Annotated in this window: 25 protein-coding genes and 1 tRNA gene; 9 read left to right on the forward strand and 17 right to left on the reverse strand. The window is 62.0% G+C overall.

From position 1 onward, the window contains the following. Window positions 1–236 precede the first annotated feature (236 nt). The 5 genes from nudB to FSY45_RS12630 all read left to right on the forward strand — a co-directional run bounded on the left by nudB (window position 237) and on the right by FSY45_RS12630 (window position 4,259). Entirely contained in the window at window positions 237–740 is a 504-nt protein-coding gene (gene nudB, locus FSY45_RS12610; RefSeq protein WP_046461098.1) for a dihydroneopterin triphosphate diphosphatase, read from the forward strand. A gap of 14 nt (window positions 741–754) precedes the next feature. After that, window positions 755–1,519, forward strand: coding sequence for an endonuclease/exonuclease/phosphatase family protein (locus FSY45_RS12615; protein WP_003066010.1), 765 nt, complete (start codon window positions 755–757; stop codon window positions 1,517–1,519). 205 nt (window positions 1,520–1,724) lie between these two features. Further along, a complete protein-coding gene (gene folE, locus FSY45_RS12620) occupies window positions 1,725–2,447 on the forward strand; it encodes a GTP cyclohydrolase I (protein WP_003073932.1) in 723 nt (240 codons plus the stop codon). Between the two features lie 195 nt (window positions 2,448–2,642). Beyond that, window positions 2,643–3,533, forward strand: a complete 891-nt coding sequence (locus tag FSY45_RS12625; RefSeq protein ID WP_003066016.1) for a DMT family transporter — start codon at window positions 2,643–2,645, stop codon at window positions 3,531–3,533. A gap of 78 nt (window positions 3,534–3,611) precedes the next feature. Further along, on the forward strand, window positions 3,612–4,259 hold the full coding sequence (locus tag FSY45_RS12630) for a LysE family translocator (RefSeq protein ID WP_046461099.1): 648 nt from the start codon (window positions 3,612–3,614) through the stop codon (window positions 4,257–4,259). A 192-nt stretch (window positions 4,260–4,451) separates the two neighbouring features. Here the strand turns inward: FSY45_RS12630 and FSY45_RS12635 are convergent, their stop codons facing one another. The 5 genes from FSY45_RS12635 to FSY45_RS12655 form a co-directional block, all read right to left on the reverse strand. After that, window positions 4,452–5,939 carry an ABC transporter substrate-binding protein gene (locus tag FSY45_RS12635; protein ID WP_046461131.1) on the reverse strand — a complete coding sequence of 496 codons (1,488 nt, stop codon included), beginning with the start codon at window positions 5,937–5,939 and terminating at the stop codon, window positions 4,452–4,454. 172 nt (window positions 5,940–6,111) lie between these two features. Next, on the reverse strand, window positions 6,112–6,942 hold the full coding sequence (locus FSY45_RS12640; protein WP_003066021.1) for an ATP-binding cassette domain-containing protein: 831 nt from the start codon (window positions 6,940–6,942) through the stop codon (window positions 6,112–6,114). After that, entirely contained in the window at window positions 6,939–7,967 is a 1,029-nt protein-coding gene (locus FSY45_RS12645; RefSeq protein WP_046461100.1) for an ABC transporter ATP-binding protein, read from the reverse strand. Before FSY45_RS12645 ends, FSY45_RS12640 begins: the two co-directional genes overlap by 4 nt. A gap of 6 nt (window positions 7,968–7,973) precedes the next feature. After that, on the reverse strand, window positions 7,974–8,879 hold the full coding sequence (locus tag FSY45_RS12650; protein ID WP_039049634.1) for an ABC transporter permease: 906 nt from the start codon (window positions 8,877–8,879) through the stop codon (window positions 7,974–7,976). After that, window positions 8,876–9,838 (reverse strand): ABC transporter permease, encoded by a 963-nt coding sequence (locus FSY45_RS12655; RefSeq protein WP_003066026.1) that lies wholly within the window; start codon window positions 9,836–9,838, stop codon window positions 8,876–8,878. The genes FSY45_RS12650 and FSY45_RS12655 overlap by 4 nt, the downstream gene beginning before the upstream one ends. Before the next feature lie 175 nt (window positions 9,839–10,013). Between FSY45_RS12655 and FSY45_RS12660 the strand changes: the two genes are divergently transcribed. Then, a complete protein-coding gene (locus FSY45_RS12660; RefSeq protein WP_003066028.1) occupies window positions 10,014–10,274 on the forward strand; it encodes a YfhL family 4Fe-4S dicluster ferredoxin in 261 nt (86 codons plus the stop codon). A gap of 80 nt (window positions 10,275–10,354) precedes the next feature. Here FSY45_RS12660 and pth read toward each other — a convergent pair whose 3' ends face one another. From pth to FSY45_RS12695, 7 genes are all read right to left on the reverse strand, one after another. After that, on the reverse strand, window positions 10,355–10,993 hold the full coding sequence (pth, locus tag FSY45_RS12665; RefSeq protein ID WP_003066030.1) for an aminoacyl-tRNA hydrolase: 639 nt from the start codon (window positions 10,991–10,993) through the stop codon (window positions 10,355–10,357). A 129-nt stretch (window positions 10,994–11,122) separates the two neighbouring features. Beyond that, window positions 11,123–11,746 carry a 50S ribosomal protein L25/general stress protein Ctc gene (locus FSY45_RS12670; protein ID WP_003066033.1) on the reverse strand — a complete coding sequence of 208 codons (624 nt, stop codon included), beginning with the start codon at window positions 11,744–11,746 and terminating at the stop codon, window positions 11,123–11,125. Window positions 11,747–11,902: 156 nt separating this feature from the next. Continuing rightward, complete coding sequence (locus FSY45_RS12675; RefSeq protein ID WP_003066035.1) at window positions 11,903–12,862, reverse strand: ribose-phosphate pyrophosphokinase; 960 nt, start codon at window positions 12,860–12,862, stop codon at window positions 11,903–11,905. Window positions 12,863–12,906: 44 nt separating this feature from the next. Further along, window positions 12,907–12,983: transfer RNA gene (locus FSY45_RS12680), tRNA-Gln, on the reverse strand. A gap of 30 nt (window positions 12,984–13,013) precedes the next feature. Further along, entirely contained in the window at window positions 13,014–13,877 is an 864-nt protein-coding gene (gene ispE / locus FSY45_RS12685; RefSeq protein ID WP_046461101.1) for a 4-(cytidine 5'-diphospho)-2-C-methyl-D-erythritol kinase, read from the reverse strand. Between the two features lie 59 nt (window positions 13,878–13,936). Further along, the gene (locus FSY45_RS12690) at window positions 13,937–14,458 is read right to left on the reverse strand and encodes a lipoprotein insertase outer membrane protein LolB (protein ID WP_046461102.1); all 522 of its coding nucleotides are present in this window, start codon (window positions 14,456–14,458) and stop codon (window positions 13,937–13,939) included. Further along, window positions 14,455–16,242 carry a tetratricopeptide repeat protein gene (locus tag FSY45_RS12695; protein WP_046461103.1) on the reverse strand — a complete coding sequence of 596 codons (1,788 nt, stop codon included), beginning with the start codon at window positions 16,240–16,242 and terminating at the stop codon, window positions 14,455–14,457. Before FSY45_RS12695 ends, FSY45_RS12690 begins: the two co-directional genes overlap by 4 nt. A 50-nt stretch (window positions 16,243–16,292) precedes the next feature. On the opposite strand from FSY45_RS12695, the gene mutM reads away from it, so the two are divergent. The 3 genes from mutM (at window position 16,293) to mutY (ending at window position 20,469) form a co-directional block, all read left to right on the forward strand. After that, the gene (mutM, locus tag FSY45_RS12700) at window positions 16,293–17,132 is read left to right on the forward strand and encodes a bifunctional DNA-formamidopyrimidine glycosylase/DNA-(apurinic or apyrimidinic site) lyase (protein ID WP_046461104.1); all 840 of its coding nucleotides are present in this window, start codon (window positions 16,293–16,295) and stop codon (window positions 17,130–17,132) included. 267 nt (window positions 17,133–17,399) lie between these two features. After that, a complete protein-coding gene (locus tag FSY45_RS12705; RefSeq protein ID WP_003066046.1) occupies window positions 17,400–19,397 on the forward strand; it encodes a dynamin family protein in 1,998 nt (665 codons plus the stop codon). A 4-nt stretch (window positions 19,398–19,401) separates the two neighbouring features. Continuing rightward, window positions 19,402–20,469, forward strand: coding sequence for an A/G-specific adenine glycosylase (gene mutY, locus FSY45_RS12710; RefSeq protein WP_003066048.1), 1,068 nt, complete (start codon window positions 19,402–19,404; stop codon window positions 20,467–20,469). A gap of 63 nt (window positions 20,470–20,532) precedes the next feature. On the opposite strand, the gene FSY45_RS12715 is transcribed toward mutY, so the two are convergent. From FSY45_RS12715 to rapZ, 5 genes are all read right to left on the reverse strand, one after another. Continuing rightward, entirely contained in the window at window positions 20,533–20,814 is a 282-nt protein-coding gene (locus FSY45_RS12715; protein ID WP_003066050.1) for a hypothetical protein, read from the reverse strand. Beyond that, entirely contained in the window at window positions 20,811–22,235 is a 1,425-nt protein-coding gene (gene creD, locus FSY45_RS12720; RefSeq protein WP_003066052.1) for a cell envelope integrity protein CreD, read from the reverse strand. Before creD ends, FSY45_RS12715 begins: the two co-directional genes overlap by 4 nt. Window positions 22,236–22,342: 107 nt before the next feature. After that, a complete protein-coding gene (gene creC / locus FSY45_RS12725; protein WP_046461105.1) occupies window positions 22,343–23,797 on the reverse strand; it encodes a two-component system sensor histidine kinase CreC in 1,455 nt (484 codons plus the stop codon). A gap of 5 nt (window positions 23,798–23,802) precedes the next feature. After that, window positions 23,803–24,486: a winged helix-turn-helix domain-containing protein gene (locus FSY45_RS12730; RefSeq protein ID WP_012837146.1), complete on the reverse strand. Its 684-nt coding sequence runs from the start codon at window positions 24,484–24,486 to the stop codon at window positions 23,803–23,805. 29 nt (window positions 24,487–24,515) lie between these two features. Then, complete coding sequence (rapZ, locus tag FSY45_RS12735) at window positions 24,516–25,439, reverse strand: RNase adapter RapZ (protein ID WP_003066057.1); 924 nt, start codon at window positions 25,437–25,439, stop codon at window positions 24,516–24,518. Window positions 25,440–25,441 lie beyond the last annotated feature (2 nt).

Here is a 25,441-nt window from a genome sequence, read left to right on the forward strand (position 1 = left end):
GCTCCCCGTGAACAGCGCCGGTCGCTGCTCACACCCGGGCGCCAGTTCGCGAAAGCGGCTGGCGCTTTTTTATTGCTTTGAAATCGGGAGCTGCTTGCGCCTGTCAATCTTGAAATTCAGATAGTTTTCAGTCTGAATTCAATGAATGGAGAGAGGTTGAAGCTATGAATATTGATGGCTATCAAGCAGCGGGGCGACTCAGCCTGCTGTCATGCTGGCCGCGCTAATATGCTGCGATGGAAGTCAGGCCCTACAAGATTCCGCAGTCCGTGCTGGTCGTGATCTACCGCGAAGACGGGCAGGTGTTGTTGCTGCGTCGAAGCATTGCCGCGCCCGAGGGAGAGCCTTTCTGGCAATCCGTCACGGGCAGCAAGGACAGCCTGGACGAGGACTGGCACGAAACCGCCGTGCGCGAGGTGCTCGAGGAAACCGGCATCGATGCGCTGGCGCCGGACTGTTGCCTGACCGACTGGGAACTCGAGAACGTCTACGCCATCTATCCGCAATGGCTGCATCGTTACGCGCTGGGCGTCAGCCATAACCAGGAGCGTGTCTTCGGCCTCCGTGTGCCGCATCACATGACCGTGCACTTGAATCCCAGGGAGCACACCGCACATGATTGGCATGATTGGCGTGAGGCAGCCCAGCGCTGCTTTTCTTCTTCCAACGCAGAAGCTATTTTGCTGTTGCCGCGCTTCGAGCCGGCGCTGGTCGAGCGCCGCTGCAGGCAACAGCCTTGAAACCAACAGTGCCTATGTCTGAAGTTCAGTTGTTTACGCCGCCAGAGCCGCAGATCCTGCGCGTGGCCACCTACAACATTCACAAGGGTGTGCAGGGCCTGGGCCCTGCCAGGAGGCTGGAGATTCACAATCTGGGACTCGCGGTGGAACAGCTCGATGCGGACATCGTCTGCCTTCAGGAGGTTCGCAAGATGAACCGCAAGGAGGAGCAGTATTTCGACCGCTGGCCCAATGTGCCGCAGGCCGAGTATCTGGCTCCCGAAGGCTACGAGTCCGTCTATCTGACCAATGCCTACACCCGGGACGGCGAGCACGGCAATGCGCTGCTCAGTCGCTGGCCCGTGATCGGCTACCAGCATGAGGACATCTCTGACCACCGCTTCGAGCAGCGCGGCCTGCTGCATGTGGAGCTGGACATCCACGGTAAGCGCGTGCACTCCATCGTCGTGCACCTGGGTCTGATTCCGGGCAGCCGCATTCGCCAGATTGCGTTGCTGCAGCGTTTCATCGAACGTGAGGTGCCGCCCAATGCGCCGCTGGTGGTGGCGGGCGACTTCAATGACTGGGGCAACCAGATCAAGCGCATGCTGGCGGGTTTCGGCCTGTTCGAGTACGAGGAAACGCAGGGCATTCTGACCTACCCTTCGCGGCTGCCGATTGCGCAGCTCGACCATATCTATGTGCGCGGCCTGACCCCGCTGGGGCTGCAGGTGCCCAAGGGGCGCATCTGGTGGCGCATGTCGGATCATCTGCCGCTTATCGCAGAGTTCAAGCTGTAGCAGCCCTGATCCCGGCCCCGCGCCTGCTGCTCGGGCGGGCGCGACAGCCTCGCCGCGCGGCGGCGCTTGCTCGCTGTCTCCGGTCGGGTGCATGCTTATTTTGAGATTGCTCCTGAAACCATAGCTTCCAACGCCTTGTAAACATGCATCTGGACGGCAAATCCTTTGTAGCTTCGGGAAGTTGATTCACTGGTACCATTCTTGGATGTTCAGAGATCTCGCCGACATGAAAAAAGACAACTCAGCCGAAGGAACACCCGTTTCGGTCAAGATCCGCGAGCGGCTGCAGGCAGCTAAGAAACGTTTCCACGCCAACGACAACATTGCCGAATTCATCGAGCCCGGCGAGCTGGAGAAGCTGCTGGACGAGGTGCAGGAGAAGATGCAGGGCGTGCTCGACTCCATGGTCATCGACACCGTGCATGACCACAACACGCGCGCCACGGCCCGCCGTGTGGCCAAGATGTATGTGAATGAGGTGTTCCGCGGCCGTTATGTGCATCAGCCGGCCATCACTGAATTCCCCAATGCCGAGCATCTGAACGAGCTGATGATCGTCGGCCCGATCACCGTGCGCAGCGCCTGCAGTCACCACCTGTGTCCCGTGATCGGCAAGATCTGGATCGGCGTGCTGCCCAACAAGAACACCAATGTGATCGGTCTGTCCAAGTACGCGCGTCTGGTGGACTGGATCATGGGTCGCCCGCAGATCCAGGAAGAGGCCATCATTCAGCTGGCCGACCTGATCATGGACAAGACCCGACCCGACGGGCTGGCCGTGGTCATGGAGGCCTCGCATTTCTGCATGTCCTGGCGCGGCGTGCGCGAGATGGATTCCAAGATGCTGAACTCCGTCATGCGCGGCGCTTTCCTCACCAACTCCGAACTGCGCCGCGAATTCCTGTCGCTCATAGCAGCTAGAAAATAAATGATCCCCCTGTGGCGCTTCGCGCCTTCCCCCGAGGGGGGACGACGCCTTCGCTGCGGGGCGGCCCTTGCTTGGCGTCTCTCACATGTGCTGCGCCAGTTTCATCACGCACTGGCCATGTTCGGCCAGATGAAGCACTGAATTTTTCCTTTCAAAAGGCTGCGCATCGCGCGGCCTTTTGCATTTCCGGCTCTCATGTCCCTGCAAGCGTTCACTCTCATCATTCTGGCCGGCCTGATCCATTCGGGCTGGAATATCGTGGCCAAGAAGGCGGGTGGAGATGCCCGTTTTTCGCTCTACACCGCCATCTGCAATGCCGTCATCTGGCTGCCGCTGGGCTGGTGGCTGGGCAAGGATGTGGTGCCGGGCTGGGGCTGGATGGAGTGGGCCTTCGTCACCGCCAGCGCCGTGCTGCATGTGGCTTATTTCGTGGTGCTGCTGCGCGGCTACCGCGTGGCCGATCTCACCGTGGTCTATCCGCTGGCGCGCGGCAGCGGGCCACTGATCTCATCGTTGGTGGCGGTGATGTTTTTGGGGGAACAGATTTCAACGCTGGGGGCTGCCGGCATTGCGGGCGTGGTGCTGGGTGTATTCCTGATCGCGGGCGGTCCGCGCATGATCGTGGCCATTCGCGACGGACAGGACCTGGAGGCGCGTCAGCGTGTGCTCGCGGGCCTCTACTATGGTCTGCTGACGGGCTTGTTCATTGCCAGCTACACCGTGGTGGACAGCTATGCCGTCAAGATGCTGCTGATGTCGCCGATTCTGGTGGACTATATGGGCAACCTGATCCGCCTGGTGATTCTGGCGCCGCTGGCCGCCCGGGACTGGCCCGAGACCAAGCGCCTGTGGCGTCTGCAGTGGCGTTATGCGGCAGTGGTGGCTTTCTTCAGCCCCATTGCCTATGTGCTGGTGCTCTATGCCGTGCAAAGCGCGCCCATCTCTCACGTCGCTCCGGCGCGCGAGGTGTCCATGTTGTTCGCAGCGCTGATCGGCGGCAGGTTGCTGGGCGAGGGCGACCGGGCCCTGCGCATTGCCGGGGCCGTGATGATTGCCCTGGGCGTGACGGCACTGGGGCTGGGTTGAAGTGAGTCGTTTGTCGAAAGGGCCTGTAGCCCTTGCCGATGAATCGCAAATAGCTATTGTTTTTGAAGAGAGCTGAAAATGCCGACCTGGGAAGTCCTGATCACATTCTTTGGCGTGGCCTTGCTGCTGGGCCTGAGCCCCGGCCCCGACAACCTGTTTGTGCTGGTGCAATCGGCACAGCGCGGCTGGCGCGTAGGGCTGTGCGTGGTGCTGGGCCTGTGTCTGGGCATTGTCGGACATACGGCCGCCGTGGCACTGGGACTGGCGGCCGTGGTGGCCACATCGCCCATGCTGTTCACGGTGCTCAAGCTCTGCGGCGCTGCCTATCTGGCCTATCTGGCCTGGGGTGCATGGCATGCGCCGGTCAGCGTCGAAGAAAGTGCCAGGGCGCAGGAGCAGCGCGATGTGCTGACTCTGTGCTCCGCCATGGGCTGGGTGGGCAGAGGCGTGGTCATGAACCTGACCAACCCCAAGGTGCTGATCTTCTTTCTGGCCTTTTTGCCCCAGTTCGCCGACCCCGCTCGCGGCAGCGTGCCAGTGCAGATCATGGTGCTGGGCTGCGTCTTCATGGCAGCAGCTTGGCTGGTCTTTGGCTCTATCGCCTGTTTCTCGGGGCTCTTTGGCCAGATCCTGCAGCGCTCCGTGCGTGCCCAGCGCTGGCTGAACCGCATCGCTGCGACCGTTTTCGGTGCGCTCGCACTTCGCCTTGTGATGGTGCAACGCTAGAGGCAAACACTCTTTAAACTGGCGCGCACCAGCAAAGGGGCAGCGAGCAAGGGCCTGTGCCGGCCGCGCCGCAGCGAGGCTTTCGTCCCCCTCAGTCCCTCTCTGTCCCCTCCCATAGTGTGCGAAGCACGTAGAGAGAGGGGCGCCCGGCAGGGGGAAGGCGCGTAGCGCCTCAGGGGGAGCTTGTCGTTCTTATCCCCAGGATAGCGCAGACAAGTCATTCACAAACACCGGCATGTCCTTCCACAGCCCGCGCAGCTTCTTGTTCGCCACGGTCACCCACTGCGGGGTGTAGAGAAAGCCGTGCACCGAATCATGCGCCAGCAGGCGCTGGGCGTCGCCAAGCAGGCGTGCGCGGTCGGCGGGGCGCGGTGTGTGCTTGATCTTGTCGAAAAGCTCGTTGAATTCCTGGGACTGGTAGCCCCAGTAGTAATCGGGCTTGGCAAAGTTGCCCAGATCAAACGGCTCCACATGCGAAATGATGGTCAGGTCGTAGTTCTTGTTGGTGTAGGTGCCCGACAGCCACTGTGCCCATTCCACATTCTGCAGCTTGAGCTGGATGCCGATCTTGGCCAGCTGGGCTGCAATCAGCTCGCCGCCTTGGCGCGCATAGGGCGCGGGCGGCAGCGTCATGGTCAGGGTCAGCGGGGTCTTGACGCCAGCTTCAGCCATCAAAGCCTTGGCTTTTTCCAGGTCAAAGGGGTTGACACCTGTGGTGTCCACATAGCCAAAGGCCGTGGGCACATAGTAGCTGCCGATGGGCACGCCATAGCCATCGGCGGCACCGGCAATCACGGCCTTGCGATCGATGGCGGCGGCAATGGCACGGCGCACGCGGATATCGCTGAGCGGCTTTCGCGCATTGTTGATGGCCAGAATGGTCTTGGCGCGCGAGTTGCTCACCACTACCTGAAAGCGGGCGTTGGCTTTGAACTGGGGCACGCTGCGCGGCGAGACGCGCGGGAAGGTATCGACATCGCCGGCCAGCAGGGCTGCAACCTGTGCTGCGGGATCGGGGATGAAGCGGAACACGGCGCGCTTGATGCGAATGCTCTGTGCCGAGCGATAGCCGGGCCAGGCGGTCAGCGTGACCGATGCACCCTTGGCCCAGGCCGCCAGCTTGTAGGGGCCGGTGCCCACGGGCTTGCTGGCGTTGGTGGTGGCGCTCTTGGGTTCGACAACGATGGAGGTTGCCTGACCCATCATGAACAGAAAGTCGGGATCGATCTCCTGGTTGGTCAGCACCACCGTATGCTCGTCGGCGACCTTGGTGCTCAGATTGGCAAAGGTGCGCTTGTCCTTGTTGGTGCTTTTGTCCGCGGCCGCGCGGTCGAACGAGAACTTGACGGCGGCAGCGTTGAAGGGCTCTCCGTTCTGGAACTTCACATCCTTGCGCAGGCGAAAGGTATAGGTCTTGAGATCGGACGAGACTTCCCAGCTTTCGGCCAGCAGAGGCGAGACGCTGCCGTCGGAGTTGATCTTGGTCAGTGTCTCAAACACGTTGTAGAGCACGACTTCGGCAATCGAGGAGGCAGCCCCGGCCGTGGGGTCCAGCCCTGGCGGCTCCAGCGTCATGGCCAGCGTGACACTGTCTTTCTTGGCCTGGGCCATGGCAGGCCAGGCAGCGAACAAGGGCAAGCTGGCAGCCGAGCTGGCCAGCAAGGAGCGGCGATTGAGCATCAACAAAGTCTCCGATGGGGGGGGCTGGCCGCATGGGGCCATCAAAAGCGCTGCAAGTCATCGCGGGGAGCGGACTTGTTTCATATGCGTTTTTACACCAGTCGGAGCAGTCTTTGCAGTGGTCGCAGGCATATCGCTGCTGCGAGTGTGCACAACTGTTTGCCGGCCCGGTTCAGATGACTCGCGGCGCGGCCTTGACCAAGGCCTGGGTATAGGGGTGCTCGGGGGCGGAGAACAGCTTGCGCGGTGTGCCGCGCTCCACCACTTCACCCTGATGGAGCACGATGACCTGATCGCAGACATGCTGGACCACGGCCAGGTCATGGCTGATGAACAGATATGACAGGCCCAGCTCGCGCTGCAGGTCCTGCATGAGATTGAGCACCTGGGCCTGCACCGAGACATCGAGCGCACTGACCGGCTCGTCGGCCACGATCAGGCGGGGGCGGGTTATCAGAGCGCGGGCAATGGCGATGCGCTGGCGTTGGCCGCCGGAGAACTCGTGCGGATATTTGTCGGCGTCCTGCGCGCGCAGACCGACCTGGTCAAGCACGCTCAGCACCTGCTGGCGCCTGGCAGGGCGACTGAGCTTCTCATGAGTCGTTCCCAAAGGCTCGCTGACGATGGCTTCCACTGTCATGCGCGGGTCCAGCGACCCATAGGGGTCCTGAAACACCATCTGGAAGTCGCGCCGCGCGGCGCGCAGTTCCTGTTCGGACAGCCGGTGCAGATTGCGGCCCAGCAGTTCCACCCTGCCTTCGCTGGGGCGGTCCAGAGCCATGACCAGACGTGCCAGCGTGGACTTGCCGGAGCCCGATTCGCCGACCACGCCCAGGCTTTGTCCGCCCTGCAGCTCGAAGCTCACGCCGCGCAGCGCCTGCAGCGGCTCGGGCTTGTGCCACAGTGATGTGCGGGGACGTGAATATGCGCGTTTCAGGCCGCTAACCCTCAGCAAGATTGCGCTGCTGGTTCCAGCTTCAGAGGTTTCGGCTGGCTCGTTCATGTCCTTGCTCCTGCCGTCAGCACCTGTTCATACAGGCAGCGTGCCACATGGGGCTGGCGCCAGGAAGCGAGAGAGGCAGGTGCCGCCATGCTGGGCTGGTGCAGCGTGCGAGGCTGGGGACGCTGCACATAGCACTCGTCCTGAGTATGGGCGCAGCGGCCCGCAAACGGGCAGCCTGCGGGCAGGTCCACGAGCTCTGGCACGGCTCCGGCAATGGTGGGCAGATGGGCTGTACCTTCTGTGGCGTGGAGTTGTGGGCGTGCAGCAAACAGGCCGCGCGTATAAGGGTGGGCGCGCCTGGCGAACACCGCTTCCGTCATGCCGGATTCGACCACGGTGCCGCCATACATGACCAGCAACTGCTCCGCATTCTGGGCAATCACGCCCAGATCATGGCTGATGAGCACCAGCGCCATGGAATGCTCGGCCACCAGCTCCTGAAGCAGATCCAGAATGCGCTGCTGAACCGTCACATCCAGGGCTGTGGTGGGCTCGTCGGCCACCAGCAGATCGGGACCGCAGGCCAGAGCCATGGCAATCATGATGCGCTGGCGCTGGCCGCCGGAGAACTGGTGCGGATATTCATCGAGCCGCTGCGCAGCCTGTGCAATGCCCACTCTCTCCAGCAGCTCGGTGGCGCGGGCGCGGGCCTGGGCGCGGCTCATTCCCAGATGAAGCCGCAGCGGCTCTGCCACCTGGCGGCCGATGCTGTGCACGGGGTTGAGGGCGCTCATGGGTTCCTGAAACACCATGGCCATGCGGTTGCCGCGCAGGGCGCAGAGCTGGCGCTCGCTCAGGCCCAGTAGTTCCTGGCCGTCCAGCTGGATGCTGCCGTCCACCTGTGCGTGTTCGGGTAGCAGGCCCATCAGCGCCAATGCCGTCAGCGATTTACCGCAGCCCGATTCGCCGATCAGGCCCAGCGTGGCACCGCGCTCCAACGTAAAGCTCACATCGCGCACGGCCTGAGCCCGACCGCGATGGGTCTGCAGATTGATGGTGAGGTTGGAGACTTCAAGCAAAGCCATGGTGATTCAACGCTCGCGTGTCAGTCGGGGGTCCAGCAGGTCGCGCAGACCGTCGCCCAGCAGGTTCAGACCCAGCACCGACAAGGCGATTGCCAGGCCGGGCCAGACGGCCAGCAGCGGCGCCTGGAACATCAGGGTCTGGGCTTCGCTGAGCATGCGTCCCCAGGATGGCTGGGGCGGCTGCGTGCCCAGGCCCAGATAGGATAGGGCGGCCTCGGCCAGAATGGCCAGTGCAAACTGAATGGTAGCCTGCACGACGAGTACGGCCGCAATATTGGGCAGCACATGCTGCAAAGTGATGGCACTGCGGCTTTTGCCGCAGGCGCGCGCGGCCAGCACGTAGTCGCGCGCCCAGATGGCATTGGCCGAGGCGCGGGTGATGCGCGCAAAGGTGGGGATGTTGAAGATGCCGATGGCAATGATGGCATTGACCATGCCGGCTCCAAACACGGCTGTGAGCATGATGGCCGAGAGCAGGGCTGGAAAGGCAAAGGTGAAGTCCGCCAGCCGCATGATGATTTCCTCCACCCAGCCACGGCGTGCAGCGGCGACCAGGCCCAGCACCACACCCAGCGTCAGACCTATGCCCACGGCGATCAGGCCCACGGCAATCGACGCACGTGCGCCGACCAGAATCTGCGAGGCAATATCGCGCCCGAAGGCATCGGTGCCCAGCCAGTGCCGGCTGCTGCTGGCCTGCAGGGCTGCGTCCATATCCACTTCATAGGCCGAGCCGGGGGTCCAGGCAAAAGACAGCAGAGCGGCGACAATCAGCAAGGTCGTGAGCAGGGCGCCGAGCACAAAGCTGCGGTGCTGCAAGGCGCGCCGGCCAAAGCCTTGGGGCTGTGTGCGCGTGAAGGCGCGTGTCGGGTAGTCGCTCACACTGGCGCGGGTATCGGTCTGCCTGCTCATATATCGCCGGCCTTGATGCGGGGGTCGATGGCGGCATAAAGCACGTCGACGACAAAATTCACCACCACCACCATGGCGGCCAGCAGCAGCACGCAGTTGCGCACCACGATCACATCTCGGTTGGAAATGGATTGAAAGATCAGCCGGCCCAGGCCCGGCAGATAGAACACGTTCTCCACCACGATGGTGCCTGCCAGCAGGTTGGCGAACTGCAGTCCCATGACGGTGACGACGGGAATCATGGCGTTGCGCAGCACATGACGCCAGAGCGCCTCGCCGCGTGACAGCCCCTTGGCGCGGGCCGTGCGCACAAAGTCCTCGCGCAGCACCTCCAGCACCGCAGAGCGGGTGATGCGCGCCAGGATGGCTGCCTGCACCACGGCCAGCGCAACGGCCGGCAGCAGCAGTGCCTGCAGCGCAGGCCAGAAGCCGCCGCCGGCCTCCTCGCTCCAGCCCGGAAAGCCGCCGGCCGAGAACCATTGCAGCTTCACCGAGAACAGCAGGATCAGAAGAATCGCAAACCAGAAGTTGGGGATGGCAATGCCGATCTGGGCCAGGCCCATGAGGCCTACATCGCCCCAGCGTTTATGGTTGGCGGCTGCAAACACTCCCGCAGCAATGGCCAGCACGGCGGTGATGCACATGGCCATGATGGCCAGCGGCACGGTGACCGCAAGGCGTTCCCAGACCAGTTCGGCCACGGGCGAGCCATAGACGTAGCTGTCGCCCATGTCGCCGTGCAGCAAGCCGGTTATCCACTGCCAGTAGCGCGTCAGCGCGGGCTGGTCCAGGCCCAGTTGCTGAACCATGGCCGTCACGGCCTCGGGCTCGGCATCGGGGCCCATGAGCATCTGGGCGGCATCGCCGGGCAGGACTTCCAGCACGGCGAAAACCACGATGGAGGCACCGATCAATGTGGCGACCAGCGTAAGCAGGCGTTTGAGCAAGAAGATGCTCATGGCGTGGGGCGTTGTTTCATCGTGAAGTGGGCTCAGACGCGGTGTTTGCGTGCTGCGCAGCATAGCGGCAATTGTGCCGCGTCCGGGAGGGGGTGGCTTTGTCCCGGGCGCTGCCATGTCTTGGGGAGCTTGGGATAATGTGGGTCGATACCGAGAACTTCACAGGAGCTGGCACATGGCATTGATGATTACCGATGAATGCATCAACTGCGATGTGTGCGAGCCCGAGTGCCCCAACGATGCCATCTATATGGGTGAGGAGTTCTACGAAATCGATCCGCACAAGTGCACCGAGTGCGTGGGTCATTTTGACGAGCCCCAGTGCGTGCAGATCTGCCCCGTGGCCTGCATACCGGTGAACCCCGAGTACATCGAAAGCCGTGAGGTGCTGTTCAAGAAATATGAGCTGCTTACGCAGGCCAAGAAAGAAAGTTAAGGCTCTTTGAGTCTGAATTCTTTGTATATCAAGCGCAAATAGCTCCTGATTCAGGAGCTATTTTTCATTCTGCCTCGGGTTCAGGCCTCGCCAGCTGCGGGCTGGGCGGCCTCGGGCGCAGGCTTGCGGGGTGGCTTGGGGCGTGGTGCCTTGGTGGTGTGGATCGCGAGAGTCGCCTTGTCCATCTGGCCGGCCACCATATCGGGCCAGGCCTTGAGCGAATGTGCGATGGCGTCTTCGATCAGCTTGAGTTGGTCGGGGGCCGGTTTTTTGAGCACCCAGCTGGCGACTTCGCCCTTGTGGCCGGGGTGGCCTATGCCCACGCGCAGACGCCAGTAATTGGGCGAACCCAGCTGGGCATGGATATCGCGCAAGCCGTTGTGGCCGCCATGGCTGCCGCCGAGCTTGAGCTTGACCACGCCGGGCTCGAAGTCCAGCTCGTCATGCACGACCAGGATTTCCTCGGGCTGAATCTTGAAGAAGCGGGCCAGTGTGCCGACCGACTTGCCCGAGAGATTCATGAAGGTCTGCGGCTCCAGCAGCCAGATGCTCTGGCCGTGGATGCTGGTGCGTGCCATCAATCCCCAGTAGCTGCGTTCTGGAACCAGGTTGACCTTGAGTTCGCGCGCCAGCGCATCGATCCACCAGAAGCCGGCATTGTGCCGGGTGTCTTCATATTCAGGGCCAGGATTGCCGAGGCCGACAAACAGTTTGATCATTGCTCGATTATCTTCTTGCCAGCAAAGCTGGGCGGGCGAGGGCTGTTGTGCATGGACCAAAGAAAAAGCCCACCGAGGTGGGCCTTTTCTTGGAGTACAGCGGCAGCCGCCGTACCGAAGTCGCAAGAATTACTTCTTGCCCTTCTTGGCGGGAGCAGCTGCGGGAGCAGGTGCGGCGCCTTCGGCAGGAGCCACTTCGGGCAGCTTGATGGAGATCAGCGAAGGGTTCTTGTTGGCGCCACGCACCACAGCCTTCACGCCGTTGGGCAGCTTCAGAGCTTGCAGGCCCAGCACGGACTTGGAAGTCAGGGCGCTCAGGTCCACCTTGATGAACTCGGGCAGGTTTGCGGGTTCGCAGATCACTTGCAGTTCGTGCATCAGAGGAGTCACGGTGCAGTTCTCGACCTTCACGGCGGGGGATTCAGCGGCGCCTTCGAAGTGCAGGGGCACGTTCATGTGCAGCTTGGTGTTGCCGTCCACGCGCTGGAAGTCGATGTGTTGCACCAGCTTCTTGTAGGGGTGGAACTGCACGTCGCGCAGCACGACCTTGGTCACTTGACCGTTGATTTCCATGTCCAGGATGCTGGAGTGGAAAGCTTCCTTGTGCACAGCGTGCCACAGGGCGTTGTGATCGATTTCGATCAGTTGGGCTTCACCAGCACCGTAAACGATACCGGGGGTCTTGCCCGACAGACGCAGACGGCGGCTCGCACCCGTACCTTGCTTGGCGCGCTCAGTAGCGACGAATTGCATAACTAACTCCTAGATGGGCGGACCGCGACCAGTCTCGCCCGATTGATAAAAGAATCTGCACCTTGCAGCAAGGCCGTGGATTCTTGCGGTGGCCTCGAAACGGTCAAACCTCCCGAAGGAGGTTTGCTTGGGCTCGAAGCCGAAAAACCAGAGATTTTAAGCGGTAAACAGACTGCTCACCGAATCACCTGTGGAAATGCGGTGAATTGTCTCGGCAAACAGGCCGGCTACGGACAGCTGGCGAATCTTGCCGCACTGCTGGGCTGCGGGGCTCAGAGGAATGGTGTTGGTCACAACCACTTCGTCCAGAGCGCTGCCGTTGCCGATGCGTTCCAGGGCCGGGCCCGAGAAGATGGGGTGCGAGCAGTAGGCGTACACGTTCTTGGCGCCGCGCTGCTTGAGCACTTCGGCAGCCTTCACCAGCGTGCCGGCGGTGTCGATCATGTCGTCCATGATCACGCAGTTGCGGCCGTCGATATCGCCGATCACGTGCATGACTTCGGACACGTTCGCCTTGGGGCGACGCTTGTCGATGATGGCCAGATCGCAACCCAGTTCCTTGGCCAGGGCGCGAGCACGCACCACACCGCCAACGTCAGGGGAGACAACGATCAGGTCTTCGTAGTTCTTCTGACGCAGATCACCCAGCAGCACAGGGGTGGCGTAGATGTTGTCCACGGGAATGTCGAAGAAGCCCTGGATCTGGTCGGCGTGCAGGTCCATGGTCAGGACGCGCTCGACGCCAACTGCCTGCAGCATATTGGCCACCACCTTGGCAGTGATGGGCACGCGGCTGGAGCGGGGGCGGCGATCCTGGCGGGCATAGCCGAAGTAGGGGATCACGGCGCAGATGCGCTCGGCCGATGCGCGCTTGAGGGCATCGACCATGACCAGCAACTCCATCAGGTTGTCGTTGGTCGGAGCGCAGGTGGACTGAACCACGAAAACGTCGCGGGCGCGAACGTTCTGCTTGATCTCGACCGCGACTTCTCCATCGGAGAAGCGGCCAACGTCAGCAGCACCAAGAGAGGTGCCGAGGTGCTTAACAATCTCTTCGGCCATGCCAGCATTGGCATTGCCTGTGAAGACCATGAAATCAGAGTGATGTGAATGCATTGTGCGTCCCAGTGCTGTGGGTTGCTATGACGCAAGAAGATGTTTGGCAGGGGAAGAAGGATTCGAACCTTCGCATGCCGGAATCAAAATCCGGTGCCTTAACCAACTTGGCGACTCCCCTACACAGGCCTTTTGTCGAAAACAAAAAGCCTTATAACTTGTTCTCTGGAATCCAGCTATTAAGTGGGTGTTTTTCCAGATTTCTGCAAATCTTGATCTGCCATGTGCTAGATGCACAGCTCAAATCAATGCTTTGCGTTATCGGTGCAAATACCGCACTTCCAGAGCCCGTCATTGTAGCATGCAATTTGCGTGATTCGAGCCAGCTTCTGGCTTTCATCACCTCGGGCTGCAAGCCTTCAGCGACCGGCTGCAGGTCGTTTCGGCCAAAGCCGAAGTGATTCGCAGCGAAGTCCGCAACTATAGCAGGCTTTGTGTCGCGTTTCAGGAGCTCGCTGGAAAAAATCTTGCCCGTTTCCAGGCCCTGTTCGGGCTTGACCACCAGGAACTGCTGCTCCGGCAAGGCATTGCGGCCTGTCAGCGGGGTGATGATTTCGCCGATGCCGCTGACCCAGGCCGAGTGACCGCAGAGGAAAAAGGGGACATCGGCGCCGAGCTTCAAGCCTATGTCTTGCAGTTCCTGGCGTGAGAGCTTCAGATTCCAGAGGCGGTTCAATGCCATCAGCGTGCTGGCTGCATCGGATGAGCCGCCCCCCATGCCGGCTTGGGCGGGCAGGTGCTTTTCAATCCCTATGCGCACGCCTTGCGTGCAGCCTGTGGCTTGCTGCAGGGCACGGGCCGCGCGTGTGATCAGATCATCGGCAGGCAGGGCAACGCCGTTGAGGTCTTCACGGCTGATCTGGCTGCTGACCGTGCGCTCGAGATGCAGCACATCATGCCAGTCGATGAGCATGAAGACGGATTCCAGCAGGTGATAGCCGTCAGGCCTGCGGCCGGTAATATGCAAAAAAAGGTTGAGCTTGGCCGGGGCCGGCACGTCATAGAGCGAGTGCATGGCGTGTATGTGTCAGTAAGAGAAAAACGGTGCAACGATAGCACCGGGTTGCCGGCCAGTCAGCGAGCGTCCTGATCGAGAACGATGCGCAAGGAAGCCTCGGGTGGGGGGCTTATACGGTCGGCACGCAGGCGGCCATCGTTGATGCGCGAAAGATCTGTCTGCCAGCCGGTCACAGCCGTGTTCTTGCCTTGCAGCCAGTCGAACAGCGCGGTGACGGGAATCTCGCTGCCTGTCATGCGGGTGATGAGCTCAGGCAGGGAGTCTGACTGGGTGATCTGATCGCCCTGCTGCAAGGTGGCTCCGGCACGCGTCCATTGCAGGCGGGCCATGATGGATCCCAGCGGGTTGAAGACCAGCAGTGTTCCGCTCTCGGGCTGGCCTTGCAGCTCAAAACCGGCGCTGAAGGATTGCTGCCGGGCATCCTGGACCTGCAGCGCCATGCGGCCGGACCAGTGGTGACTGGCCGTCACATCGAGCTGCAGCTGCCGTGCCGGTTGGGCGCAGCCGCCGAGCATGGCCACTCCCAGAGCCAGCCCGAGGGCTGGCAGAATTTTCAAGAAAGTCGGCCTGCGCTTCATGGCGTCACTTTGTAGCGTTTGAGGGTTTCCAGCAGAGTGTCATTGCTGCTGTCTGCCTTCATGCCCTGGCGCCAGATGAGTTGGGCGCGGTCTTGCTTGCCTTGGGCCCAGAGAACTTCCCCCAGGTGGGCGGCAATTTCCGCGTCCTGACGCGTGGCATAGGCCTGCTCCAGCAGTTTTTCGGCTTCGTCCAGATTGCCGCGGCGGAAATGCACCCAGGCCAGACTGTCGGTGATGAATGGATCGCCGGGCTGCATGTCCAGAGCGGTCTGGATCAAGGTCTGCGCTTCTTCCAGCTTGATGCCGCGATCAGCGTAGGAGTACCCCAGTGCGTTGTACGCATGCTTGAAATCGGGTTTGCGCTTGATGATGTCGCGCAGCAGGCGCTCCATCTCGCTGAAGTTTCCGGCTCTTTCCGCGAGCAAGGCGGTGTCGTAGGCCAGCTCCACATCATCGGGTGCCTGGCTCAGCAGCTGAGCTTGCAGCGCATAGGCTTCCTTGTTCAGGCCTGCGTCGCGCAGTAGCTGCACCTCGGCAATCTGCTTGAGGCGCTTCTGGTTGGGACCGTTTGCAGGAATGGCCTGGATCAGGGCGCGAGCTTCCTTCACCTTGCCCTGGCGAGCCAGCAGATCAGCGCGCCGAGCCTGCACGCTGAGCAGGTTGGCGGCATCGGGAATGCGCTGCAGATAGATGTCGGCTTCGTCGTAGCGCTGACGCTTCTCGGCCAGATCGGCCCTGAGCAGATAGAGCTGGGATTCGCCAGCAGCGCGACCCACACCCTCAGGCAGCTTGGGCAGCAGAGCGCTGAACTGTGTCAGGGAAACGTCGGCAGCATCCAGCTCGCCATCCTGCAATTGCAAATTGGCGAGCATGACCCAGGCTTCCGGAAATTCGGGCGCCTCGCGCGTTATGAGCTGCAACTGGGTCTTGGCATCGGCGTTGCGTTTTTGTCCCAGCAGCACGCGGGCATAGGTCAGGCGCAGTTGTGGCGAATGATTCTTTTCAAGATAGCGCTTGACCAGCGGCTCCACTTCGGCGGAACCCGATTCCAGCAGTTCCATGGCCAGCAAGGCGACGGCACCCGATTCAGGACCCAGCTTGGCGCCGTTCTGCAGCGCCTGCAGGGCGGCAGGCTTTTGACCGGCGATCAGGCGCATATGGCCTATGGCGGCCCAGGCCATGGGGCCGTTCTTCGGGTCCTTTAAATCGATTTCCAGCGCTTGCTCGACCACATCGGCGGCCAGGGGCTTGTCCGAGGCATTGTTGTAGAGCTGGGTGATGGCCAGAAAAGTGGCGCTGCGATTGGCTTGAGGGGTCAGCTCGACCTCTCGACGCAGATAGCTGGCCGAGTCTGCAATGCGGTTCATCACCACCAGAATGCGCAGCACTGCGCGGTTGGCATCGCGTGATTCGGGGTAGGCCTCCAGCCAGGCGCGGGCATTGCGCAGTGCGCGGTCGCCCGAGCGGGACTGAATGGCAAGTTCGGTGGCGCGGCGATAGAGCTTTTCGTTGTTGCTGCTGCGCGCGGCCTCCATCATCAGGGCCTGGGCGTCCGTCAGGGCGCCTTCCTGAGCGGCCATCTCTCCCACCAGGATTTCGTAGAACAGCTCGGCAGAGAGGGCTGCTTGCTCATTCTCACGCTCCGCGGCCTGTTCGAGATCAGTGCTTTGCTCGATCTTGTCCTGCTGGGATGGCGGGTCAGCGGTCTGGGCGGATGCGATTGCCGATCCCATGGCCAGAACGGCGGCCACGGCGAGTCCCTGAAAACGTAGAGGATGAACCATCGGCTCATAATAATCCAAGCTTGTTGAACACTTGGCGAAGATGAGATTGCATGCCTGAGTTGCCCGAAGTCGAGGTTACGCGCCGCTCTTTTGCTGACCGCATTGCGGGTGCGCAGATTGAGAAAGCCACCTTGGGAAAGCCCCTGCGCTGGCCTCTGGGGCTGTTGCCGCAGGCACTGGTCGGCAGAGTTGTGCTGGGCGTGCGCAGACGCGGCAAGTATCTGCTGCTGGACCTGAGCGAGGGTCTGCTGCTCATGCACCTTGGCATGTCTGGCAGTCTGCGCTTTGCGGGCCGCGACGAGGAGCCGCTGGGTACTGGCGGAGCGCATGATCACTTCGACCTGCAGACATCGCGCGGCTTGCTGCGTCTGCATGATCCGCGCCGCTTCGGAGCCGTGATCTATGTTCCGGATGAAGGCGATGTCCTGGCGCGCAAGCTGCTTGACCATCTGGGTATGGAGCCGCTGAGCGACGGATTCACGCTGGACGCCTTTCAAGCCGGGCTGGCTGCCAGTCGCTCGCCCATCAAGCAGTTGTTGCTCAGCGGCAGCGTGGTGGTCGGTGTCGGCAATATCTATGCTTCCGAGGTGTTGTTTCTCTCGCGGATTCACCCGGCAACACCGGCGCGCGATGTGGGCAGGCGCAAGGTCAAGGTTTTGTATGAGGCCATTCGCTCCGTGCTGGCCTTGGCGGTGGAGAAAGGCGGCACGACCTTGCGCGATTTTTCCGCGGCCAACGGCATGGAAGGGCACTTTCAGCTGGAGGCCCAGGTTTATGGCCGCGATGGCCTGCCTTGCTCGCATTGCGGTGCCGCCATCCAGCTCATGCGCCAGGGGCAGCGCAGCACCTATTACTGCGCCCGCTGCCAGAAGGCCGCGAAAACTCTCTGAATTTGATAGCTAATACCGCAGCTTGAGTATGCGTTCAGGCATGTTTTGACGTCACAATTTCATTTTGATGCTTGATATGCCTCAGAGGCGTCGCCAGTGCCCAGGCATTGGCGCTGTTCTGCGCCGTTGCGCGCAGATACTTGGCGGCTGGAGATATCAGGCCAGCCTCTGGAAGAGCCGTAGATGCTGTCAAGGGGCAATGCTATATATTGATCAGGCGGTCAGCCCTGGCTGACCCGGCGACTCAGACAAACAAGAGGGGTAGATGTGTCAGCTTCATTCAACGAGCAGTTTGGTCAGTATGGCGCATGGCGACGGGGTTTTGCCACCCAACTGCAGGAGCTGCGTGAATGGTTGATGGCCCAGGATCTGCTGGACGCCTCGGTGCAGGAGCGCTTGCAGAGACTGGAAGAGCAGATGCGCACCGACAAGGTCATGGTTGCCTTCGTGGCCGAGTTCTCGCGCGGCAAATCCGAGCTGATCAACGCTGTCTTCTTTGCCCATTACGGCCGCCGGTTGATGCCGGCCAGTGCAGGCCGCACCACCATGTGTCCGGCGGAGCTGGGCTGGGAGCCGGAGCTGCCGCCTTGTCTGCGTCTGCTGCCCATCGATACCAGAGAGTCGCCGGAGAGCCTCGGCCAGTGGCGCATGCGTCCCGACGCCTGGGTGCAGCAGCCGCTGGATATCGCCGATGCGCAGCAGATATCCGACACGCTGGCCAAGGTGGCGGAGGTGCGCAAGGTCTCCATCGATCAGGCCAGGGCCTGGGGCTTTTGGCATGACGACGAGGCTGCCGACAACCCCATGGTCGATGCCGACGGCTGGGTCGAAGTGCCGATGTGGCGCCATGCCTTGATCAATATGCCCCATCCTCTGCTCAAGCAGGGACTGGTGATTCTCGATACGCCTGGTCTGAATGCCGTGGGGGCCGAGCCGGAGCTGACCGTCAATCTGATACCCCAGGCACATGCCGTGGTCTTTGTGCTGGGCGCCGATACCGGCGTGACCAAGTCCGACCTTGCCATCTGGCGTGACCATGTGCTGCCGGCAGGAGCCGGCAAGGCGGGGGGCGATGACGCTCTGGCAGCATCGCGTCTGGTGGTACTCAACAAGGTGGATACGCTGTGGGACAGTCTGAGTTCCGGCGCGCAGGTGCAGGCCCAGTTGCGCCGTCAGCAGCAGGACTCGGCCCAGTTGCTGGGGGTGGCGCTGGAGCGCGTGCTGCCCATCTCCGCCCAGAAGGGGCTGGTCGCCAAGGTGGGGCGTAACGACAGCCTGCTTCAGGCCAGCGGCCTGCCCGCTTTTGAAGACCTTCTGGCCAATGGCATCATGGGGCAGCGCCAGAAAGTGCTGCAGGCCGCTGTGCGTACCAATGTGCAACAACTGCAGTCGCAGGTGGAGCGCGTCATCAATATGCGCCGCGGCGATCTCGACGACCAACTGGCCGAGCTCTGCGGCCTGCGCGGCAAGAATGCGACGGTGATTGCCGGCATGCGTGCCCGTATCGAGGCCGAGCACAAGGAATTCGACCAGAGTGCCAGCCGCATCCAGGCCATGCGCAACATCCATATGCGCATGCTCAAGGAACTTTTCCTGCTTTTGAGCTCGAGCACTTTGAAGGCCGAACTGGCCGAGCTGAAAGAAGCGCTGGATCAGCGTGGGCTCAAACTTGGCCTGCGCAAGGTCTATGAGCAGACTTTCGAGCGTCTGCATGCCGTGGCTGCAAAGGCGCAGGACCAGGCCGATGAGATCCAGGCAATGATGAGTTCCTCGTTCAAGGAGCTCAATGCGGAGTTTGGCTTCTCCCTGCAGACACCGCCGCAGCTGGTGCTGTCCGAGCTCAAGGATGACTTGCGCAGCATCGAAGGCAGTTACACCCAGTATCTGGGGCTTGGCAGTGTCATCAGGCTCGGCAGTGCCGACTTTTCGCAGCGCCTGATCAAAGCTCTGGCGCTGCGTCTGCGCACGGTGTTTGAAGCGGCATCGAACGACGTGGATATGTGGAGCAAATCACTGACTGCACCAGTCGATGCACAATTGCGCGAACGTAAACGCAGTTACACGCGCCGCCTGGAGGCCGTGGACCGGATCAGCGGTGCAGCCACTGAGCTGGAGGAGCGCATTGCAGACATGGAAAATGCACAAGCCCGCCTGGGCATGCTGCAGACGCAGCTGATCAGCGCATCGGCACAATTGCTGGATCCGATTGCGGCCGAGCGGCCGCAGGCCGCGTCCATGCCGTTGGACATCAACCTGGTAGCTTGAAATCTTGACTCTCCCTTCGATTGCCGCAGCCGTAGTGCAGTGGCAGGCCAGCCATGGCCGCAATCATCTGCCCTGGCAGCAAACCCGTGACCCTTACCGCGTCTGGCTGTCTGAAATCATGCTGCAGCAGACCCAGGTCAGCACCGTGCTGGGCTACTACCAGCGTTTCCTGGACGCTTTTCCGGATGTGGCCAGCCTGGCGGCTGCACCGCAGGATGCCGTGCTGGCGCTGTGGAGCGGCCTGGGCTACTACAGCCGCGCGCGCAATCTGCATAAATGCGCGCAGACCGTGATGGAGCAATGGGGCGGGGCTTTTCCGCAAACGGCCGAAGAATTGGCGACCTTGCCAGGCATTGGTCGTTCCACGGCCGGCGCCATTTCATCGTTCTGCTTTTCCGAGCGGGTGCCGATCCTGGATGCCAATGTGCGACGTGTTCTCACAAGGGTGCTGGCGTTCGATGCGGATCTGGCTCAGTCCAGAAATGAAAAGCAGCTGTGGGAACACGCCCAGCAACTGTGCCCCACCGAGAATCTGCACGAAGCCATGCCGCGCTACACCCAGGGCATGATGGACCTGGGCGCCAGCGTCTGCACATCGCGCAAGCCCACCTGCCTGGTGTGTCCTCTGCACTCCGAATGCCGGGCGGCCCGCGCCGGCAACCCGGAGAACTATCCTGTGCGCACGCGCAAGATCAAGCGCAGCGCCGAGTCCTGGTGGCTGCTGCTGGCGGTGGACGTGCAGCGCCGCGTATGGCTGCAAAAGCGTCCGCAAGCCGGTATCTGGGCCGGGCTTTACAGCCCGCCGGTCTTTGAAGACTATGCGGCACTGCAAAGCCATGCGCAGGCCGCATGGCCTCAGGACGGGACCCGGAGCTGGCAGGATCTTCCCGGCTTTCTGCATGTGCTGACCCACAAGGATCTGCACCTGCATCCGGTTCTGGTGCCCGTCGATCAGGCGCACGCCGCCCTGGTCTCGGAGGCCGATGAGTCCTGCTGGGCGGATGCCGCGGCCTGGGCGGAGCTGGGTCTGCCGGCCCCGATCCGCAAGCTGCTCGATGCCGAGCTGGCCTGAATGCCTGCCGCATGAATGAAAAAAGGTGACGGCCGGCGTCACCTTTCTTGATGGCTGAAGATTTCAGAAGCGCAATCTGGGCATCAGCATGGAGCAGCGCAGCCCCATCAAGGCCAGCCACAGGGCCCTGGCCTGAGGGTTGCCGCGCTGTGTCTGCAATTGCCGGCCGGCGGCCACCACCTGCTGGCGCAGGACTTGCTGCGCCTTGCGGTCGCCTTGGCTTTGTGCGCTCAGCCAGAGTTGCTGGTACTGCTGCACGCTGAGCTGGCAAGGCTCGCCAAACAGATGGCGCGACGAGGTGTTCAACAAGGCCTGAGCCTGCGGAGTGTGTCGTGACTGGTTCATGCGGCCTCCTCTTGTTTCGAAGACTTGCCTGGCGCTTCGCTCTCGCTGCGTCCAAAGGCGTACCAGTCCACATGACGGGTACAGATCATGACCAGGGCCAGCACGCCGAACAGGGCGATGGAGCCGACGACCAGAGCGGTCTGCTCCAGCTGCAGCAGCACATACAGCAGGCCGTACAGGGCCGAGATGGCAATCGCGAACGGCAGGCCGCGTCTGATGCTGCCCAGAATGTGGCTGGCATAAAAGGCCAGCAGAGCCACGCAGGAGCTGGCCGCAATCGCATAGGCCGTGGCAAAGCCCAGATGCTCGGACAGGCTGATCAGCAACAGGAAGAAGCTGCACAAGGCCGAGCCGACCAGCAGGTACTGCACGGGGTGAACGCGCAGCTTTTTCATGACTTCGAACAGGCCGACCGCGACAAAGGTCAGGATCACAAAAAGAATGCCGTATTTGGTGGCGCGCTCGCTCAGCGAATAGACATTGACGGGGTTGACGAACTCCGTGTCCATGGTTTCGAGGCAGGGGCCGCTGTCGTCATGGCCGCGGGCTGCGGAGGCGGCATAGGTTTCCGAGCTGCCCCAGTAGCCAGGGCTGCAAAGACGTTGCTGGCGGGTGAAGGCCGTGCTGGCAGAGGTGGCCAGCGAGGACAGCTCCCAGCTGGCGGTAAAGCCGCTGTCCGTCACTTCGCGTCGGCTGGGTAGAAAGCTGCCGCCAAACGAGGGATGAGGCCAGTCGGCCGTCAGCGTGACCTTGCTTTCCGTGGCGATGGGGCTGAAGGCGAGCTGCTCCGTGCCCAGCAACTGCAGCTTGAGGTCCAGATTCAGGGCTTGGCCTTTTTTCAGCAGGCTGGCGTCAATCTCCGCCTGGATGCCCTTGCCGTAGCGCTCCAGCGGAGTGCCGGATTCGACCGCCAGGTCCTGGCCGTTGGCCTGCAGCGTCGCGCTGCGGATGCCGCGGGGGTCGCTGAGCGCGAATGCCGCAAAGACTTTCTTGCAGCGCACCACGGCGTTGGGCTCGCTGGGTTTGGGCAGCTCCGCATACTGCGCGGCATTGGCAAAACCGGCCGATATCTGGTCGTGCAGCACATAGGTGTTGATGTGGTGCAGGCCGCGTGAGCGCTCTTCCATTTTGGCGTTGGCATCGTGGTTGAGCGTGTCGGGCAGCAGCATGCGCTGGAATTCGCGGGTGCTGTACTCGATTTTCTTGCCATTGGTCGTGCTGGTGGTTTCGGTGCAGTTCTGCACCAGGGCCGGGCCGATCAGCGTCTGCGTGCCGGCCAGGCTGGAGACCACGCTTTGCACGGCGTAGTCGCGGTTGCGTATGCGGTCTTTCACCACATCCTGAATCATGGACAGGCCGGCCATGAGCAAGGCCAGAACGATCAGCAGTGAGACTGTCTTGAACAGCAGTCGGTTTTTCATGCGTGCTCCTGAATGAGGGGTTTCAGGACGCAGTGTCAGCAGCGACTGTGTGGATGCAATGAAGTCTGTGAAGTGGGCGTGAAGTCCTGCTCGAAAGCCTTGGCTGCTCAGCTTTGGGGAGCGAAATCCAGTGTCACGGCAAGGCCGGGGTGACGATTGCGGACATGCATGTTGCCGCCATGAAGATGCATGATGCGGGTGACGATGGACAGGCCCAGCCCGGTGCCGCTGCGCTCTCCGTTGGGTCTGGGTGTCGTGAAGAAGCGCTCGCCCAGGCGGGCCAGCAAGGGCTCGGCCACGCCCGGGCCCTGATCGCTGACGGTGATGCGGTGCGGGGCCAGCTCAAGCTCGATCACGCTGTTCTCTGCAGAGAAATCCAGGGCGTTCTGCAGCAGATTGCTGATCGCCAGAGTGACCAGGCCGGCCTCCCAGGGGCCGCTGCTGTCCACACCGCTCAGGCGCATGGCCATGCCGCGTTGCTCGGCATGGCTTTGCAGGGAGTCTATGGCCTGCCGGGCACATTCCATCAGGCTGCAGCCATGGCTGGTGTCCAGTTGCTGGCGCTGCTCGAGGCGGCTGAGCTGGAGCAGCTGGTCGATCAGGTTTTGCAGGCGCAGGCTCTGGTCCACCACCTGTCCGGCAAACATGGCCCGGTCCTGGGGTGGCAGCTCTTCCTGCAGCAACTCGCCCGCGCCGCGTATGGCGGCTACCGGGCTTTTGAGTTCATGGGTCAGGGCGCGTACATAGCCCTCGATATAGTCGCGCCCTTCCAGGCGCTTGCGCATATTGTCCATGGCCTGGGCCAGCTCGCCCAGCTCGCCGGGCATGTCGGGTATGGCCGCAGGAGCCGAGGCCTGTGCGGGGTGGGCAGACTCGTTGAGCGTGGGGGCCTGCACCTGTTGTGCATAGTTGCGCAGCCGGCGCACGTGAAGCACAAACCACCAGGTCACCGCACAGCCCACGGCGGCGGACAGCAGCACAAACAGCAGGCCGCCGCGCAGAATCTTCTGCTCCGCGCCGTCGACGATTTTCTGTACCGAGCTGGAAGGCTTGGAGGTGGTCAGCACCCCGGCAATCTGGCCGTCCACCATGATGGGCGCGGAGACATACATGACGCTGCTGGATTCGTCCTCCTTGACGGCTCGCGTGGTGCGTGCGCCATATTCACCGCGCAGCGTCAGATAGACATCGCGCCAGCGCGAGTAGTCGGCTCCCTGGTCCCTGCCCTGGGAGTCGAATAGCACCATGCCCCGGGCGTCGGTGACGGTGATGCGCAGATCCAGCGTGGTCTTGCGCGTGTCCCAGATCCAGGCCTGTATCGGCTTTTGCGTGTAGCCCTGCAGCTGAGCGGCAAACGTGCTGTCCGCTCCGGCTTGCAGCCTGCCTTTCTCCATGTCGGCACTGGCCAGCGTGGCAAGCGCATAGGCGGTCTCCACCAGCGTGTCCTCGGTCACCTTGCGCACGCTGGGCTTGATCTCCACCATGAAGACGCGCAGTACGAAAAAGGCGGCCAGACCGTTGATCAGGAAGAAGGCGAAGAAGAGACGCAGGCCCAGACGCATACCGGCTATCCGGGCTGGTTCAGGCTATAGCCCAGACCGCGGTGGGTGACGATGAGCTCCTGATCGGGCAAACGCTCGCGCAGTTTGGCGCGCAGGGTCTTGATATGGGTATCCACCGTGCGGTCCGTGCTCTCGCTGTCCAGCCCCCAGATTTGCTCCAGCAAGGCGTCGCGGCTCAGGATGCGGCCTGCCGCATTGACCAGACTCTGCAGCAGCTGATATTCGCGCCTGGTTAGATCCAGCGCCTTGCTGTGGATCAGGGCACGCTGCCCTTGCTCATCTATTTGAAGTGCTCTCGCAAGCTGGGCGGGTGCTGCAGGCTGAAATTGCCTGGATCGGCGCAGCAGGGCGCGGGTGCGCGCCAGCAGTTCGCGGGGGCTGAAGGGCTTGGTCAGATAGTCGTCTGCGCCCAGCTCCAGGCCCAGAACCTTGTCCATCTCCTCGCCTCTGGCGCTGAGCACCAGCACCGGAACAATCGAGCCGGCAGAGCGCAGCTCGCGGCACCAGTCCAGGCCGTTGCCATCGGGCAGGCCTATGTCCATGAGCAGCACATCAAACGCTGTCCTGCTCCATTGCTGACGCGCATCGGCGATCAGCAGACTGTGGGTGACGGCAATGCCCTCGCGTTCCAGAGCGTAGCAAATCGTTCTTGCAATGGCCGGGTCGTCTTCGAGCAGCAGCACCTGCATGGCTGACGTCTGAGGGCTGAGCATGCGGGTCAGCTGATCGGGTGGATGGCGTCCGGGGCCAGAAACTGCTGAGAGACCTGGATGAATTTGTCGCGAAAATCCAGTGAGCGGTGGCGGCGGACGGTGGGCCACTGCTTCTCGAAGTGCCTGGCGAGAGCTTCGACGAGAAAGACCGAGCGGTGCTGCCCGCCCGTGCAACCTATGCCCACGGTGACATAGCTGCGGTGGTCTCTGGCCAGCAGCGGCAGCCAGCGTTCGAGGAACTGCTGTATATCCAGCTGCATCTGCTGCACCTCGGGCAGGGCGCCCAGATAGTCGGCAACCGGCTTGTCCAGGCCCGTCAAGGCACGCAGTTCCTTGTCGTAGAAGGGATTGGGCAGCATGCGCACATCAAACACATAGTCAGAGTCTGTAGGCATGCTGTGCTTGAACCCAAAGGACTGGAACATCAGCGTCATCTGCCCTGTGGGTGCTTCGATGATCTGCTTGATATAGCTTTGCAGCTGCGCCGACTTGAGGTCGCCGGTGTCGATGACGATGGAGCGGTCGCGCAGCAGGCCCAGCAGCTCGCGTTCCTTTTCGATATCGAGCTCCAGTGCCTGGCGCTCGTTCGTCAGGGAGCCGGGGGACAGAGGGTGGCGCCTGCGGGTTTCCGAAAAGCGCCTGATCAGGGTGCTGCTGTCGGCATCGAGAAAAATCATGCGCGGCATCAGCCCCTGCTTTTTGAGGCGATGCAGCTGCTCAGGCAGCTGAGGTAGGCCCTTGGCGCTGCGTGCATCCATGGCAATGGCCACTTTCTCGTCCTGATGGTTGAGCTTGAGCTCCACAAAGGACTGCAGCAGTTCCGGGGGCAGGTTGTCGACGCAGTAGTAGCCAGCATCCTCCAGCGCATGCAGCGCAACGGATTTGCCCGATCCGGACATGCCGCTGATCAGAACAATCTCCATGGACATGA

The sequence above is a fragment of the Comamonas sp. Z1 genome (assembly GCF_008121555.1).
In the GTDB taxonomy this organism is placed as follows: Bacteria; Pseudomonadota; Gammaproteobacteria; order Burkholderiales; family Burkholderiaceae_C; genus Comamonas; species Comamonas thiooxydans.

What these genes read in the sequence shown, in the direction of transcription:
- nudB (WP_046461098.1), top strand. Translation starts at nt 237, where the DNA reads ATGGAAGTCAGGCCCTACAAGATTCCGCAGTCCGTGCTGGTCGTGATC.
- FSY45_RS12615 (WP_003066010.1), top strand. Translation starts at nt 755, where the DNA reads ATGTCTGAAGTTCAGTTGTTTACGCCGCCAGAGCCGCAGATCCTGCGC.
- folE (WP_003073932.1), top strand. Translation starts at nt 1,725, where the DNA reads ATGTTCAGAGATCTCGCCGACATGAAAAAAGACAACTCAGCCGAAGGA.
- FSY45_RS12625 (WP_003066016.1), top strand. Translation starts at nt 2,643, where the DNA reads ATGTCCCTGCAAGCGTTCACTCTCATCATTCTGGCCGGCCTGATCCAT.
- FSY45_RS12630 (WP_046461099.1), top strand. Translation starts at nt 3,612, where the DNA reads ATGCCGACCTGGGAAGTCCTGATCACATTCTTTGGCGTGGCCTTGCTG.
- FSY45_RS12635 (WP_046461131.1), bottom strand. Translation starts at nt 5,939, where the DNA reads ATGCTCAATCGCCGCTCCTTGCTGGCCAGCTCGGCTGCCAGCTTGCCC.
- FSY45_RS12640 (WP_003066021.1), bottom strand. Translation starts at nt 6,942, where the DNA reads ATGAACGAGCCAGCCGAAACCTCTGAAGCTGGAACCAGCAGCGCAATC.
- FSY45_RS12645 (WP_046461100.1), bottom strand. Translation starts at nt 7,967, where the DNA reads ATGGCTTTGCTTGAAGTCTCCAACCTCACCATCAATCTGCAGACCCAT.
- FSY45_RS12650 (WP_039049634.1), bottom strand. Translation starts at nt 8,879, where the DNA reads ATGAGCAGGCAGACCGATACCCGCGCCAGTGTGAGCGACTACCCGACA.
- FSY45_RS12655 (WP_003066026.1), bottom strand. Translation starts at nt 9,838, where the DNA reads ATGAGCATCTTCTTGCTCAAACGCCTGCTTACGCTGGTCGCCACATTG.
- FSY45_RS12660 (WP_003066028.1), top strand. Translation starts at nt 10,014, where the DNA reads ATGGCATTGATGATTACCGATGAATGCATCAACTGCGATGTGTGCGAG.
- pth (WP_003066030.1), bottom strand. Translation starts at nt 10,993, where the DNA reads ATGATCAAACTGTTTGTCGGCCTCGGCAATCCTGGCCCTGAATATGAA.
- FSY45_RS12670 (WP_003066033.1), bottom strand. Translation starts at nt 11,746, where the DNA reads ATGCAATTCGTCGCTACTGAGCGCGCCAAGCAAGGTACGGGTGCGAGC.
- FSY45_RS12675 (WP_003066035.1), bottom strand. Translation starts at nt 12,862, where the DNA reads ATGCATTCACATCACTCTGATTTCATGGTCTTCACAGGCAATGCCAAT.
- ispE (WP_046461101.1), bottom strand. Translation starts at nt 13,877, where the DNA reads ATGCACTCGCTCTATGACGTGCCGGCCCCGGCCAAGCTCAACCTTTTT.
- FSY45_RS12690 (WP_046461102.1), bottom strand. Translation starts at nt 14,458, where the DNA reads ATGAAGCGCAGGCCGACTTTCTTGAAAATTCTGCCAGCCCTCGGGCTG.
- FSY45_RS12695 (WP_046461103.1), bottom strand. Translation starts at nt 16,242, where the DNA reads ATGGTTCATCCTCTACGTTTTCAGGGACTCGCCGTGGCCGCCGTTCTG.
- mutM (WP_046461104.1), top strand. Translation starts at nt 16,293, where the DNA reads ATGCCTGAGTTGCCCGAAGTCGAGGTTACGCGCCGCTCTTTTGCTGAC.
- FSY45_RS12715 (WP_003066050.1), bottom strand. Translation starts at nt 20,814, where the DNA reads ATGAACCAGTCACGACACACTCCGCAGGCTCAGGCCTTGTTGAACACC.
- creD (WP_003066052.1), bottom strand. Translation starts at nt 22,235, where the DNA reads ATGAAAAACCGACTGCTGTTCAAGACAGTCTCACTGCTGATCGTTCTG.
- creC (WP_046461105.1), bottom strand. Translation starts at nt 23,797, where the DNA reads ATGCGTCTGGGCCTGCGTCTCTTCTTCGCCTTCTTCCTGATCAACGGT.
- FSY45_RS12730 (WP_012837146.1), bottom strand. Translation starts at nt 24,486, where the DNA reads ATGCAGGTGCTGCTGCTCGAAGACGACCCGGCCATTGCAAGAACGATT.
- rapZ (WP_003066057.1), bottom strand. Translation starts at nt 25,439, where the DNA reads ATGTCCATGGAGATTGTTCTGATCAGCGGCATGTCCGGATCGGGCAAA.